The sequence below is a fragment of the Chryseobacterium sp. CBo1 genome (assembly GCF_001693475.1).
GTDB classification, from domain to species: domain Bacteria; phylum Bacteroidota; class Bacteroidia; order Flavobacteriales; family Weeksellaceae; genus Chryseobacterium; species Chryseobacterium formosense.
Genome location: NZ_MAUH01000045.1, coordinates 73,670 through 88,199, shown reverse-complemented (window position 1 = coordinate 88,199; position 14,530 = coordinate 73,670). Strand labels below are relative to the sequence as shown.

The window sequence follows — 14,530 nt, the reverse complement described above, 5'->3', positions numbered from 1 at the left end:
AGACCGGAGTAGATTATTCCGGTCTTTACATATTTTATAGTTCACTCAATTTTTTGCCAATATCATTCAAAAATCTCCTGTTTTTTGGTTCTCCGATAATCTGGCTTTTGTAAATACTGTTTGCACCGGAAAACAAATAAGAAACAACACAGGCAATCGCAACATAAACGCCACATTCATTTCCAAATAATTCAATTGCCATAATACTGCACGCGATCGGTGTATTGGTTGCTCCGGCAAAAACTGCTACAAAGCCCATTCCTGCCAACAGAGCGATAGGTAAGGGAATAAAATATCCCAAAGCGTTTCCTAAAGCTGCACCGATAAAAAACAGAGGAGTAACTTCACCACCTTTAAAACCTGCCGCCAAAGTGACAATGGTAAAAATCATTTTTAATGCAAAATCATAAGCTGGAAGTTGCTGTTCAAAAGAATCTACAATGGTCGGAATTCCTAAACCGACGTATTTTGTAGTTCCCATTAAAAAAACAGCAGATGCAACGATAATTCCACCAAAAAATGGTCTTAAGGGAGAATAATTTATTTTTAATTTAAATACATTTCCGGTTTTATGAATTGCTTTACTGAATATTGCAGCACAGATTCCGAATAAAATCCCTGAAATGATTGCATATAGAATATTTAAAAATGAAATTTCAGGAATGAAGTCAATATGATAATGAGTATGATGGGTATTCCATAATTTGGTAGTCAAATCCGCAATAATCGCTGCCGAAAAAGCGGGAAATAAGGCATTGTATTTTAATCTTCCGACAAGAAAAACTTCCAGTCCGAAAATTGCTCCGGCTAAAGGTGTACCGAAAACAGAACCAAACCCAGCTGAAATTGCAGAAATAATCAGTATTTTTCTATCATCTTCTGAAATCCTGAATGGTTTTGAAAACTGGTCAGCAATTGCTCCCGCCATTTGTAAAGCCGTGCCTTCACGACCTGCAGAACCACCAAAGAAATGTGTAACCATCGTTCCTAAATAAACAAATGATGCCATTTTAAGAGGAATTATTTTTCCAGGCTCATGAATGGTTTCAATCAATAAATTATTTCCGGCTTCAACATCTTTTCCGAAATAATGATACATTAAACCAACCAAAAAACCACCTAAAGGTAAGAATGCAATCAGCCAAAGATGATTTTCTCTGAATTGCGTTGCCCATTCCAAAGTCTGAAGAAAAAATGCAGAAGCACTTCCGATTAAAATTCCTGTTATCAAAGTAATGAAAAGCCATTTCAATACAAAAAGAGCAGAAGGATACTTTCTGAAAAATAATTTAATTAAAATAAGAAGCGTTCTGAAAACTGATTTTTTGTTATTTTTAAACATACATTCCTGATTAAATGGTAAAACATTCAATTAATCAGGCGCCATCAGCTTTTTAAGGCGGTTGGGTAAGGAAGACACCATTTCCTTTTTCGAAAAAACAAATGTACGATAAAATCTGATTGGTAATGATTTAAACTTAAATTTTAGTTAGAATTGGATTATGCTTTTTTCCAAATCGTGATAAAGCAAAACTTTCCAGTGGTTTTCAAGGGCTTCTTCATACCATTTAATGCGGAGTTGCATCGCTTTTTTACCATCAAAATCACTTTTGTAAGCCAGATGATATTTTAAATAAGATTCCTGAGGAAGATTATCTGCGCCATAAAACGCGGTTTCACGATCTTCAGTAATTTTAAAAACCTGCATAAACGGACTGTGACCGCCAACAAGTTCATAATAAATTTCGTCATTAATATTTCCATAATCATCATTCATCCAGATGATATTTGGCAATTGAATGAGCGATTCTAAAACTTCAAAATCGAAGGAAGGATTTCCACGGCTTTCAAAGGCGAAATCGAGTTCTCTTTTTTGAATATAAATTTCAGCATTCGGGAAAACAGGCTCAAAACCATTCTCTGTTTTCACCAAAGTTCCATTGATATGGTCTTTGTGTAAGTGTGAAAGAAGAACTTTTGTGATCTGATCAGGTCTAATATTTTCACTTTCTAAAGTTTCTTTAATAACTAATTTCCCGTTATCATTTTTCCAGCCGAAACCAGCGTCGATAAGGATGTAATCGTTTTTGGTTATGGCTAAAAAAGGTTGTATCGACATTTTGATTCCTTTGGCTTCCGGATGTTTATCAAGCAGTGTGAAATTCTTTTGTTTGTCGGCCGCAAAATTGCCTTCTTTTAAAGTGACGATTTTCATTGGATTTCGATAATATTTGCTTGTACAAAGATAGGTTCAAAATATTCTTTTTGATTATTATTTACCATAAAAGAGACATTAGAAGCTCCACACAATAAAAATTCATAAAAATATTTATGAAAAAATTGTTCCTTTTTTTAATTGCATAAATCTTAATGTTTAATAAGGATTTGTGAGTTATATTAATTCACACAATTATTAGTTATAAATCTTTTGCATTAAAAATAATATTTTTAATGAGTACATATTTTAAAAATAATTTATTTTTGCCGTTATTTTTATGCTGATATTTAAAAAGTAGATAAATTTGATTAAGTTTAGATGTAGTATTTTTACTTTTTGTATTGTGAGAAATTAATGGTTAGCAACAATTTTTTTTGATATTTCAAAACCAAGTGATTGAAAAAATCGTAATTAATAAAATAAGATATACAATTCTCACTAAAGAGATGTATATTTGTAAAAGCAGAGTTCAATAACTCTTTTAAAAACAATAAGTTTACTCTTCTTTGGAGACAAAAAGATTAATGGTAAATAAAAATTGCTTTTAGCAAATTAATATATAAGACGATGCCTAGAAAAGTTGTACAAGGTCCTATCAGGGACAAAGAAAAAACAAAACAAAAACTACTCAATGCAGTAGGAAAGATTTTGAAAACCAAAGGATATTCAGGATTAATGGTAAGCAAAATTGCTGCTGTTGCAGGCTTTGATAAAAAGCTGATCTACGAATATTTCGGAAGTACAGATAAATTGATCGACGAATATATCAAATCTCAGGATTACTGGAGCAGATTTGAGCTTGCAAGCGATACAGATTTATCTGACGGAGGAAAAGAAATGTCTAAAATAGCAATTCTGAATCAGTTTGAAAATCTTAAAAAGAACAAAGAACTTCAGAAAATCCTGATTTGGGAAATGTCTGAAAGCCGGCCGATTCTTAAAAAGCTTTTTGATCAGAGAGAAGAAGTGGGTGAAGAATTATTCAAAAATATTACAGATCCTTATTTTGGAGAAAAATCTGATAAATTTAGAGCAATTGCAGCTATTTTAGTTGCTGGAAGTTATCACTTAAATATGTTTACGGCACACAATGCAACTACATTCTGCGGTATCGATATGAAAAGTGAAGACGGAAGACAAAAAATAAAGACCGCAATCGAAGATATTATCGAATTCGCTTACAATAAATAATATTCTGTTACCCAAAATTATAAGTGTATTTTAATGAAATTTGAAAATTAAAATTTTTAAATTAAAACTATATTTCATACTTTTGGGCAATGGAAAATTTTATCGTATCTGCAAGAAAATACCGCCCGCAACAGTTTGATACCGTTGTTGGGCAGTCTCACATTACAGATACGCTGGAACATGCTATTGAAGAAAATCAGTTAGCACAGGCGCTGTTGTTTTGCGGTCCTCGAGGCGTCGGCAAAACAACTTGTGCCAGAATTTTGGCAAGAAAAATCAACGAAAAGGACGGCTCTGTCTCAGAGGACGGCTTTGCTTACAATATCTATGAGCTCGATGCAGCATCCAATAACTCTGTTGATGATATTCGTGAGCTAATCGATCAGGTGCGTTTTGCGCCACAAGTTGGTCAGTACAAAGTGTATATAATCGATGAGGTTCACATGTTGTCTTCAGCGGCTTTCAATGCTTTCCTTAAAACATTGGAAGAACCGCCTGCTCATGCGATTTTCATTTTGGCAACGACGGAAAAGCATAAAATTATTCCTACAATTTTATCCCGTTGTCAGATTTACGATTTCAAAAGAATTACTATTCTTGATATTCAGGATCATTTAAGAAAGATTGCTGAGAAAGAAAATATTAAATATGAAGATGATGCTTTGTATTTGATTGCACAAAAAGCTGATGGCGCTTTGAGAGATGCGCTTTCAATTTTTGACAGACTTTCTACTTTTTCACAAAAGAATATTACACTTGCTAAAGCTGCTGAAGTTCTTAACATTCTAGATTACGATCAGTATCTTAAAATTGTAGATTTAGCGAAAGAAAGTAAAATTCCTGAAGTGCTTTCTGCTTTCAATGAAATTGTAAAGAAAGGTTTTGATCCGCATTTATTTATTGCAGGACTTGGTAATCATTTCCGTGATCTGATGATGGCTCAGAATCCATCAACAATGGATCTGATCGAGGTAGGAGAGCAGACCAAAGTGAAATTTACGGAACAGGGACAAAAATGGAGCGCTCAACATCTGATTGATGCTATTGAAATCTGTAATCATGCAGACATTAATTACAAAAATTCAAAAAATCCGAGGCTTACTGTAGAAATTGCGTTGATGCAATTGTCTTCTCTTTCTGCCGGTGGCGAATTAGCTAAAAAAAAAAGTTTATAATATTAGCTCCATTTCTCAAAGAGAAGCAGGAAGTAAAATTACCAACTCAGATTCAGGAGAAAAAAAATGAAGAGGTAAAAGTTGAGACAAAAACTGCTCTTGAACCGCCTGCTGAAGTTCTCATCAAAAAAGCTTCAAAACCTTTATCAAGACCCAATATTTCTTCAAGTTTCAGCATTAATTCTCTTTTAAATAAAGAAGAAAAATCTGAAGTTGAAGATAAAGCAACAATTGTAAATACAGAAAAACTTCCAGAACATCATTTTACTGAAACAGATGTACAGAACGAATGGATGATCCTTTTAAAACAGCTTCGCCAAAAAGATCCTGTGGTTTTCAATGCTATAAAAACTTTTAAATTTACTAAAATTGATGAAAAAATTATTCAGATATCTTATCCTTCAGATTCCGCAAAAAATGAGTTTGATAAGATAAGTATTGAGTTTTTTAATCATTTTAAACATAAGGTAAATAACCATTCCATAGAGTTTCAATTTAAAAAAGATCATGAAAATCTTAAGATTGAAATCGTCACCAAAAAGAAAATTTTCGAAAAATTTATAGAAAAAAATCCGCTACTGAAAGATCTTGATGATTTGATGAAGTTTGATTTGTCATAATTTTTTATATATTTGCTTAATATTTACAGAGACAAGATAAAAAAGTATACAAATTGGAACATTCCAAACTTCCATATACTGCTGATTCTACTCAAACAATCAGTTTTGCACCTGCTTATTTTTTAAGCAGTTATCTTTCTTTTGCAACTTTTTATTACAGAAATTTTAGAAGCTATTATCGATTTTATTGGTACAGCTAATTTAATTTCTTTCTTAAAAAAAATATGGGAACTCTACTGTAGATTCCTGATTTCATAACAATTTTTGAACGACATTTTTTAGAAAGAATTATAAAGTAACTTTATAATGAATATACTATTGCCTTTAATTTAAAATAAAATTTACAATATGAACTTAAGAGATTTAGAAAACAGCTGGATAAAAGATTTTCAGCAACCTCTTATCATCGCAGGACCATGCAGTGCGGAAAGTGAACAACAAATGCTGGAAACAGCAAAGAGAATTAAAAATACCAATGCTCAGGTTCCTATTTTTCGGGCAGGAATCTGGAAGCCGAGAACGAAACCCAATGGTTTTGAAGGAGTGGGCGTAATTGGTTTAAACTGGCTGAAAAAAGTAAAAGAAGAATATGGTTTTAAAACCGCGACTGAAGTTGCGAACGCTCATCACGTAGATGCTGCTTTAGAAGCTGATGTCGATATTTTATGGATTGGAGCACGTTCTACTGTAAATCCTTTTACAGTTCAGGAAATTGCCGAAGCTTTGAAAGGTACAGAAAAAATTGTTTTGGTTAAAAATCCTGTAAATCCGGATTTGGCATTATGGATTGGTGCTTTAGAAAGAATTTTAGGGCAGGATATTAAGAATTTAGGAGCTATTCACAGAGGTTTTTCTACTTACCAGAAAACAAAATACAGAAATAATCCGAATTGGCAGATTGCCTTAGATTTCAAAAGCCAGTTTCCGAATATTCCGATTTTAATAGACCCTTCACATATTTGCGGAAATCGCACCGGATTGGCAGATATTACACAGGAAGCTCTGAATGTAGGTTACCAAGGTGCTATTATCGAAACACATTGCAATCCTGATGAAGCGTGGAGTGATGCTGCACAACAGATTACACCGGAAGTTTTAGGCAATATGATTTCAAATCTTAAAGTAAGAAGTACAGATTTGGCTGGTTTTGATGATGAAATGGGAAGACACAGAACCTTGATTTCCGATCTTGATTTTCAGTTGATTGAATTGCTTTCCCAAAGGATGAAAATTTCTGCAAAAATTGGTAAACTGAAGAAAGAGAATGATATTGCTATTTTTCAGCCTGAAAGATGGAAAGTCATTACCGAATATGCCGTACAAAAAGCTTCAGAAACAGGAATGTCTCAGGAATTTATAGAAAAAGTTTTTAAAGCAATTCACGAAGAGTCAATTGAAGTTCAGAATAATATTATGATTGACAGGTAAATATGTGAGAGGGTTTTAGTGTTTTAGGGCAAAAGTGTTATTGTCGAATACAAAAATTATTCTAATAACATTTTAAACTCAAAGACTCTAAAACTCTCAAACCTAAACTAATTCCCTATATTTGCCGTATCTTAAAATATGAAAGGAAAAGTCATTAAATCTACGGGAAGCTGGTACCAGGTTTTGGAAACGGAAACCGGGAGAATTTTCGAAGCGAGAATTCGAGGAAAATTTAAGCTGATAAAAACCAGACTTACCAATCCTTTAGCTGTTGGTGATTTTGTTGAATTTCAATTGGAGCAGGACGATGTTGCCTGGATTACAAAAATAGATCCCCGCAAAAATTATCTCATCCGAAAATCGGTAAATCTTTCTAAAGAAGCACATATTATTGCTTCAAATATTGATCTGGCGTGCTTTATTTTTACTTTAAAGCATCCCGAAACTTCTCTCGGGTTTCTTGACCGTTTTTTGGCATGTTGTGAAGCTTACAATATTACGCCTCTGATTTTGTTTAATAAAATGGATGTTCTTTCTGAAGAAGAATCTGAAATCGTAAAAGATATTGAGTTTCTCTACAACGAAATTGGGTATGAGACTTTAGAAATTTCTTCATATTCGAAATTAAATCTTGATGATCTTGTTGAAATTCTGAAAGATAAAACTTCTGTGTTTTTCGGACATTCAGGTTGCGGAAAATCTACTCTGGTTAATGCTTTACAGCCTGATCTTAATCTGAGAACCTCGGAAATTTCTGATACTCATTTAAAAGGAAAGCATACAACAACCTTTGCACAAATGCATTTTTGGGATTTTGGTGGAAATGTGATCGATACACCCGGAGTTCGTGAATTTGCCATGATTGATATAGAGAAAGAAGAAGTACAACACTATTTTCCTGAAATTTTCAAAAAAAGAGAAGAGTGCAAATATCATAACTGCCTTCACATTAATGAGCCTAAATGTGCCGTTCTAGAGTCTTTAGAAACTGGGGAAATTCAACATTCAAGATATTCTACTTATATTAAACTTATGGAAGAGGCGGAGGAAAACGCACATAAGTAAATATATATTCATAAATTTTTTCCGATACAATTTATTGCTTTGATTGATATTGAAGCAATAATTTTTTATTCCTATTTTCTTTTGTTTGTTTAAATGTGAATTTGATAAAGAAAGTGATGATTTATTAGCAATAAAAAACCCAGCCGAAGCTGGGTAAAAACTAATAACCATGAAAACTCAAATTAAACATGAGAATCGGAATATTAATAACAATTAGTGTGCCAAGAATCAACTCTCAATTCTTAACAAAAGTTATTTTATGTTAAAATTATTTTAAAATTATTTTAGGATATTTTTTGTAATTTTGTGCCATTAAAAAAATATTCAAATATGTCAAACATTACATTCACAATGATCAAACCTGATGCAGTTGCTGATGGTCACATTGGTGCTATTTTAGGGAAGATTTCTGAAGGTGGATTCAAAATTAAAGCTTTAAAATTAACTCAACTTACTGTTGCTGATGCAAAAAAATTCTACGAAGTTCATGCAAAAAGACCTTTTTATGGTGAATTGGTAGAATTTATGAGTTCAGGGCCTATCGTTGCTGCGGTTTTAGAAAAAGACAATGCTGTTGAAGATTTCAGAACTTTAATCGGTTCTACAAATCCTGCTGAAGCTGCTGAAGGAACAATCAGAAAAATGTTTGCCAGAAGCATCGGAGAGAATGCTGTACACGGTTCAGACTCTAATGAAAATGCTTTAATCGAAGCTCAATTCCATTTTTCAGGAAGAGAAATTTTCTAAATCAGATTAAAATAATATAAATTTTGTCCGGAATTTTATTCCGGATTTTTTTATTGTTTTTGTGTGACATTTCGTCATAAATAATTTGTATAAAATATTGTTTTTCAGAGTAATAGTTATTTAAACTAAATAAATAAAAATGTTTTTTAATTTAATTATCAATATCGTTTTATTTTTTAATTAAAACTAAAAATAAAAATGCTTGTTGAAATTTCCGTGATTTTACGGATTGGTTAATGTTTTAAATTTAGTCATCTTTACATCAAATTAAAACAGAGAATCAAATTTCTAGCATCGATTCTGAAAACTAATGACCATATAAACTAATCTTATTTTAAATGAGGTGAAAGGCAGTTTAACGACTGCTTTTTTTTGTTTCCTATATTTCTTTTACAGGAAAAATATGGTTTTAAAATAGGTGTTTTTCCTGTTATACTGAGGTTTGTTTATTGTGAACTTTGTCACAATAATTTAAACAAATAAAAATATCATGAAAAATTTAAAATTTCCAATTGTGCTAAAAAGTCTTCTTTTATTATTTGCTTTATCTACAACAGTATTTACCATAAGTTGTAGCAAAGATGATGATGAGCCGACTCCTGTTGTATATCATGAAGAAGATCCTTTAAACAAATATCATGAACTGGCTGGATTTACCACAACGAGTAATTTTGTAAATGCGGGAGATTATGAATTCGGACTTGCTTTTTCACCAAATGTAAAAGGAAAAATAAATTCTTTGGTTGTAAAATTGCCTGCATCAAATGCCAATCTTAGGGTTACTATTTGGGATTACGATGCTAAAACTGTTTTAAGAACTGAGACGATAAATGTATCTGCAGCAGATGTTTCGGTAGTAAAAAGTATTTCTGAAATGGTTTTAGAAAAAGACAAAAAATATATGATCACCATGAATTCGAACGATTGGTACAAACGTAATAAGGTGGATAACAGCAATGCAACTTATCCGATTACTGCAGGAAATATCAAAGTTTGGGAATACAGATGGATTGGTACTACGACACAGGTTTTTCCGACAAATGTTTCTCAAAATTATAACGGAGGAGATCTTAGTTTTAATTTTCAGCAGATTGAATAAACATTCATATCATATTAAAAAAAGGCTGCTTCATTCAGATGAAACAGCCTTTATATTTTTTTTATTTTAAACTTTTAAAAGCTCAATCGTTCTCTCAGGACTTTCAGCTGAAAAAACCGCATTTCCCGCCACTAAAACATCAGCTCCGGCTTCGAATAGTTTTGAGGCATTGTCTAAATTCACACCGCCGTCAATTTCAATAAGAGCTGTCGAATTGTTGCTCAGGATAAGATCTTTGGTTTCTGCAATTTTTTTGTAGGTATTCTCAATAAATTTCTGACCTCCAAATCCTGGGTTTACGCTCATCAATAAGACGAGATCAACATCAGCAATAATATCTTCAAGCATTAATACGGGTGTTGAAGGATTCAGAACAACTCCGGCTTTTACGCCTTTACTTTGAATATGGTGAATCGTTCTGTGAAGATGGGTGCAAGCTTCGTAATGTACAGAGATCAAATCTGCTCCGTGATTAATGAATTCATCAACATATTTATCTGGTTCAACAATCATTAAATGTACATCTACAAACTTTTTGGCGTGTTGCTGTACCGTTTTCATCACAGGAAATCCGAAAGAGATATTCGGAACAAATCTTCCGTCCATCACATCGATATGAAGCCAGTCTGCCTGAGAATTATTAAGCATTTCGATGTCTCTCTGCAGATTCCCGAAGTCTGCGGCTAAAAGGGAAGGAGCAATAAGCTTCGTTTTCATTTTTACTTTTTACTTTAAACTTGTCTCTTTTTACTTTTAATGATACTTCAGTTTCATTTCCGGTGTGATCTTCAGAAGGGTTTCGTAAATTAATTGGATGACATTTCTGACATCTTCTTTAGAAACCATTTCAACTGTTGTATGCATATAGCGCAAAGGTAATGAAATCAAAGCACTTGGAACACCGCCGTTGGAATGAGCAAAAGCATCTGTATCGGTTCCTGTTGCACGACTTGCAGCAGCTCTTTGGAAAGGAATTTTTTTGGTTTTAGCCGTATCAATAATTAATTCTCTGATGGTATGATGTACACTTGGTGCAAAAAATACAACCGGACCATTCCCGCATTTCTGATCGCCTTCTTTTTTCTTTTCGATCATCGGAGTTGTTGTATCGTGGGTAACATCGGTTACAATGGCGATGTTTGGTTTAATGGTATCTGCAATCATATCTGCTCCATACAGGCCAACTTCTTCCTGAACCGAATTTGTAATGTATAAACCGAATGGAATCTGCTTTTTGTTTTCTTTTAAAAGTCTTGCCACTTCAGCGATCATAAATCCTCCGATTCTGTTGTCTAAAGCTCTGCAAACAAAATAACGATCATTCATTTCGAAAAACTCATCCGGATACGTAATCATGCATCCTACAAAAATTCCCAGTTCTTCAACTTCTTCTTTTGATGTTGCGCCGCAATCGATAAAAATATTTTCAATTTTTGGAGTTGGCTCATTTTGGTTTGCGCTTCTTGTGTGAATTGCAGGCCATCCGAAAACACCTTTAACCATTCCTTTCTCGCCATGAATGTGTACAACTTTTGAAGGGGCAATCGTTTGGTCTGAACCTCCGTTTCTGATAACATAAATAAGACCGTCGTCAGTGATGTAATTTACATACCATGAAATTTCATCAGCATGAGCTTCTATGACTACCTTAAATTCTGCTTCAGGATTAATTATTCCGTAGCATGTTCCGTAATGATCAACTTCAATTTTATCAACATATGGAGTAATATAATCCATCCATATTTTTTGGCCTTCATGTTCATAACCGGTTGGTGACGAAGTGTTTAAATATTTCTCTAAAAATTTCAAAGATTTCTTCTCGAATTTCATATAAAAGGAATGATTTTTGTAATTAAATTTTGTTATAATACGTGTAAAAATAATGAAATTTCATAAAATTGCCTGCCTTTTTATAGTCTTTTTTGGTATCTCTGTTTTTGGGCAGCAAAGAGATTCAGTTGTTGTAAAACCTTTAAGTCAGTATCCTCAGGATCAACTAAAGACAGATGAATTTGGCAATAAGTATTTCTATGATGAAAGACAAAAAGCTAAAATTTACGAAATCAATGGTGAAACTGTTGTTGTAATGGATGAGCTGATTCTTTTAAATAAACCAAAATTCAATAATCAGCTAGATAAAAATTATTACTTCTTTTTAAATAAAAAATTATACCGGGTTTATCCTTTATTCCTGACTGCTTTACAACAATATCGTGATATTCAGGGAGAAATGACGAATCTGGACACTGCTGCAAAAAGAAAGTATGTAAAAGACAGGCAGAATATGTTGGCAGACCAGTATGAAAAACAATTAAGAGATTTAACGACCACTGAAGGTCAGGTTTTTGCTAAACTGATGAACAGAGCGACCAATAAAAATGTCTACGAAATTATCAAAGAATTGCGTGGCGGATGGAGTGCTTTCTGGTGGAATGTAAAAGGAAAAATGGCAGATATAGACCTGAAAGATAAATACGATCCTCATAAAAACAGAACCGATGAGTTTTTGGAATCGCTTCTTCAATCCAACTGGAATTCAGGTTACTTACAGCCTTATCCCGGAGCAAGAGATTTTAAAGTATCAAAATAATAAAAATTCCTGTAAATAGTTACAGGAATTTTTCTTTCAGCTTCTCGAAAACAATTTTGTCTACAGGCAAAGAGAAGGGATTTTCTTCGGTATTAATTTCGATCCAGTCGATTTTTTCTATACAAGGATCAAGAATGATAAAATCTTCTTCGTTTAATATGTTTACTGTATAATATATGGTAAGAAGCTGCTCATTTTCTTTAAACCTCGATACAAGAAAATCTTCCTGAGTATAAAGATGCTCTACAATTTCTATATGTACATTGAGTTCTTCTTCGAATTCACGTTTCAGGCAGTCGGTTAGTCCTTCTCCGTATTCCAGTCCGCCACCGGGAAATTTCATTAAAGGTTCGCCCGCATATTCTTCAAAAAGAGTCAGAACTTTTTTATCTTTTACCACACATGCATAAACCCTTACATTAATATTGTCGATCATAAATAATAATTTGCTTAGCTAAAATAGGGAAAATATTTTAAGATAGATGCCAAGTTGCACGCTTAATCAAATGAACATCCAACTTCAAGCTTCTCCAGCATCAAACCTATAATTTCACGGCATTAATCATTTCTCTTTTTCCCGGAGGTCCTTGCTTTTTTTCAACATTAAAATTGAGTTCCTGAAGAATTCTTCTCACACTTCCTTTAGATGAATAGGTTGTTAATAGTCCGTTGACCGTCATTTTGTCGGAAACCATTTCAAATAAAGGTTTTTCCCAAAGGTCGGGCTGAACTCTCGCACCGAAGCAATCATAATATACCAGGTTAATCTTCGGCAGATCAATGTTTTTTAGCTCAAAAAAATCACATTGAATTTTATGTAAATGAAATCCTTTAATAATTTCGACCGGTTTTTCCCACTCAGTCTGATGAATTTTTTGATAAATATTTTTTAACTCTGGGTTATCAAAAAGCTCAAAATATGCCAGATTTTCTATTTCAAACGCATTTATCGGATATTTTTCTAGGGTAAAATAATGGATGTCATGATTTTTGTCAGTTTTTAAATATTCATTAATTGTTACCAAAACATTCAAACCTGTGCCAAAACCGAGTTCTAAAATATTAATTTCGTAATCATTTATCAAATTTAGTCCATTTTTAATAAACACATGTTCTGCTTCCTGAAGCGCACCATGATGAGAATGATAGTTTTCATTTAATTCATTGATAAACAGTGTTTTGCTTCCGTCGTTTGTGATCTTAATCTCTCTTTCCAAGGTATTTTTTTTCAAATTTAATCTAAAATTTTTATATTTAAAAAATTATGTTAAATTTGTCGAACATCATAAAAATTTTAAGAAATGATAATTCAAAAAACAGAAAACTCTAGAATTTCTACATTCGACCCGAGTAACTTTTCTTTTGGAAATACTTTCATCGATCACATGATCATTTGCGAGTATGAAAACGGAAAGTGGGGTGATGTAAAATTGGTTCCTTATGGTCCGCTACAATTTTCTCCTGCAATGATGGGTGTAAATTACGGACAGGCTTGTTTTGAAGGTATGAAAGCCTACAAAGATAAAGACGGACAGGTTTTCCTTTTCAGGCCCGAAAAGAATTTTGAACGTATCAATAAATCTGCAAAACGTTTGGCAATGCCGGAAGTTACAGAAGAAATGTTTTTGGATGGGTTGAAAGCATTAGTAGATATCGACAGAGAATGGATTCCGGAAGGAGAAGGGATGTCTTTATACATCAGACCTTTGATTTTCGCTACCGAAGAGGCCTTAAAAGCAAGAGTAGCCAATAAATATATGTTTGCAATCGTTGCAACACCTGCAAAAATGTATTATACAGAACCAGTTTCTGTAAAAATTTCAGATCACTATTCAAGAGCGGCGAGCGGTGGAGTAGGTTCTGCTAAAGCTGCAGGAAACTATGCTGCTTCTTTTTACCCGACTCAGTTGGCTATCGAAGAAGGTTATGATCAGATTATCTGGACGGATGATGCTACTCACGAATATTTTGAAGAAAGTGGGACGATGAATGTATTTGTAAGAATCAACGATACGATCTATACACCACCAACTTCTGAGAAAATTTTAGATGGTGTTACAAGAGACAGTTTTATTCAATTGGCAAAGAAGAGAGGATTTGAGGTGAAAGTAGAGCCAATTAAAGTAAAAGACGTTGTTGCAGCACAGAAAAACGGAACTCTGAAAGAAGTTTGGGGAGTAGGAACTGCGGTTGTAACGACAGTTTTCGAAGCCTTAGGTTATAATGGAGAAAAGCTTGACTTGCCAAGACTTTCTGATGAGGAAAGCTATGCAGTAATTCTTAAAAATGATTTGGTTGATTTGCAGACAAACCTTGCTGAAGATCCTTTCGGGTGGAGAGTTTTGGTTGACCACGCTATGGAGACCGTTTAATTTTAGAATTAAATATCAAATATAA

Annotated in this window: 16 protein-coding genes and 1 riboswitch; of the genes, 9 read left to right on the top strand and 7 right to left on the bottom strand. The window is 33.3% G+C overall.

Annotated features, from left to right (window positions below):
• Positions 1-34: 34 nt before the first annotated feature.
• Together BA768_RS17085 and BA768_RS17080 are read right to left on the bottom strand one after the other, a co-directional pair.
• Positions 35-1,342: a voltage-gated chloride channel family protein gene (locus BA768_RS17085; protein ID WP_083206728.1), complete on the bottom strand. Its 1,308-nt coding sequence runs from the start codon at positions 1,340-1,342 to the stop codon at positions 35-37.
• A gap of 28 nt (positions 1,343-1,370) precedes the next feature.
• Positions 1,371-1,436: riboswitch (Fluoride riboswitch) on the bottom strand.
• A 53-nt stretch (positions 1,437-1,489) separates the two neighbouring features.
• Complete coding sequence (locus BA768_RS17080) at positions 1,490-2,215, bottom strand: MBL fold metallo-hydrolase (RefSeq protein WP_065721744.1); 726 nt, start codon at positions 2,213-2,215, stop codon at positions 1,490-1,492.
• 570 nt (positions 2,216-2,785) lie between these two features.
• On the opposite strand from BA768_RS17080, the gene BA768_RS17075 reads away from it, so the two are divergent.
• Positions 2,786-3,409, top strand: a complete 624-nt coding sequence (locus BA768_RS17075) for a TetR/AcrR family transcriptional regulator (RefSeq protein WP_065721743.1) — start codon at positions 2,786-2,788, stop codon at positions 3,407-3,409.
• 89 nt (positions 3,410-3,498) lie between these two features.
• Positions 3,499-4,584 (top strand): DNA polymerase III subunit gamma/tau, encoded by a 1,086-nt coding sequence (gene dnaX, locus BA768_RS17070; protein ID WP_034676116.1) that lies wholly within the window; start codon positions 3,499-3,501, stop codon positions 4,582-4,584.
• 52 nt (positions 4,585-4,636) lie between these two features.
• On the opposite strand, the gene BA768_RS21615 is transcribed toward dnaX, so the two are convergent.
• Complete coding sequence (locus tag BA768_RS21615) at positions 4,637-4,762, bottom strand: hypothetical protein (protein WP_262484180.1); 126 nt, start codon at positions 4,760-4,762, stop codon at positions 4,637-4,639.
• Positions 4,763-4,877: 115 nt separating this feature from the next.
• Between BA768_RS21615 and BA768_RS17065 the strand changes: the two genes are divergently transcribed.
• The 5 genes from BA768_RS17065 to BA768_RS17045 all read left to right on the top strand — a co-directional run bounded on the left by BA768_RS17065 (position 4,878) and on the right by BA768_RS17045 (position 9,543).
• Positions 4,878-5,204 (top strand): hypothetical protein, encoded by a 327-nt coding sequence (locus BA768_RS17065; protein ID WP_034676118.1) that lies wholly within the window; start codon positions 4,878-4,880, stop codon positions 5,202-5,204.
• Positions 5,205-5,552: 348 nt separating this feature from the next.
• Entirely contained in the window at positions 5,553-6,632 is a 1,080-nt protein-coding gene (locus BA768_RS17060) for a chorismate mutase (RefSeq protein WP_065721742.1), read from the top strand.
• Between the two features lie 138 nt (positions 6,633-6,770).
• Entirely contained in the window at positions 6,771-7,697 is a 927-nt protein-coding gene (rsgA, locus tag BA768_RS17055) for a ribosome small subunit-dependent GTPase A (RefSeq protein WP_065721741.1), read from the top strand.
• A 330-nt stretch (positions 7,698-8,027) separates the two neighbouring features.
• On the top strand, positions 8,028-8,444 hold the full coding sequence (locus tag BA768_RS17050) for a nucleoside-diphosphate kinase (RefSeq protein WP_065721740.1): 417 nt from the start codon (positions 8,028-8,030) through the stop codon (positions 8,442-8,444).
• A gap of 490 nt (positions 8,445-8,934) precedes the next feature.
• Complete coding sequence (locus tag BA768_RS17045) at positions 8,935-9,543, top strand: DUF4082 domain-containing protein (protein WP_065721739.1); 609 nt, start codon at positions 8,935-8,937, stop codon at positions 9,541-9,543.
• Positions 9,544-9,609: 66 nt separating this feature from the next.
• Here the strand turns inward: BA768_RS17045 and rpe are convergent, their stop codons facing one another.
• Both rpe and BA768_RS17035 read right to left on the bottom strand, forming a co-directional pair.
• Positions 9,610-10,260 (bottom strand): ribulose-phosphate 3-epimerase, encoded by a 651-nt coding sequence (gene rpe / locus BA768_RS17040; RefSeq protein WP_034676130.1) that lies wholly within the window; start codon positions 10,258-10,260, stop codon positions 9,610-9,612.
• A 36-nt stretch (positions 10,261-10,296) separates the two neighbouring features.
• On the bottom strand, positions 10,297-11,373 hold the full coding sequence (locus tag BA768_RS17035; protein ID WP_065721738.1) for a M28 family peptidase: 1,077 nt from the start codon (positions 11,371-11,373) through the stop codon (positions 10,297-10,299).
• A gap of 52 nt (positions 11,374-11,425) precedes the next feature.
• Between BA768_RS17035 and BA768_RS17030 the strand changes: the two genes are divergently transcribed.
• Positions 11,426-12,133 (top strand): DUF4294 domain-containing protein, encoded by a 708-nt coding sequence (locus BA768_RS17030; protein WP_065721737.1) that lies wholly within the window; start codon positions 11,426-11,428, stop codon positions 12,131-12,133.
• 19 nt (positions 12,134-12,152) lie between these two features.
• Here BA768_RS17030 and BA768_RS17025 read toward each other — a convergent pair whose 3' ends face one another.
• Positions 12,153-12,569, bottom strand: coding sequence for an NUDIX hydrolase (locus tag BA768_RS17025; protein WP_065721736.1), 417 nt, complete (start codon positions 12,567-12,569; stop codon positions 12,153-12,155).
• Between the two features lie 106 nt (positions 12,570-12,675).
• The gene (gene mnmD / locus BA768_RS17020) at positions 12,676-13,350 is read right to left on the bottom strand and encodes a tRNA (5-methylaminomethyl-2-thiouridine)(34)-methyltransferase MnmD (RefSeq protein ID WP_065721821.1); all 675 of its coding nucleotides are present in this window, start codon (positions 13,348-13,350) and stop codon (positions 12,676-12,678) included.
• 84 nt (positions 13,351-13,434) lie between these two features.
• On the opposite strand from mnmD, the gene BA768_RS17015 reads away from it, so the two are divergent.
• Positions 13,435-14,505 carry a branched-chain amino acid aminotransferase gene (locus tag BA768_RS17015; RefSeq protein ID WP_034676139.1) on the top strand — a complete coding sequence of 357 codons (1,071 nt, stop codon included), beginning with the start codon at positions 13,435-13,437 and terminating at the stop codon, positions 14,503-14,505.
• Positions 14,506-14,530 lie beyond the last annotated feature (25 nt).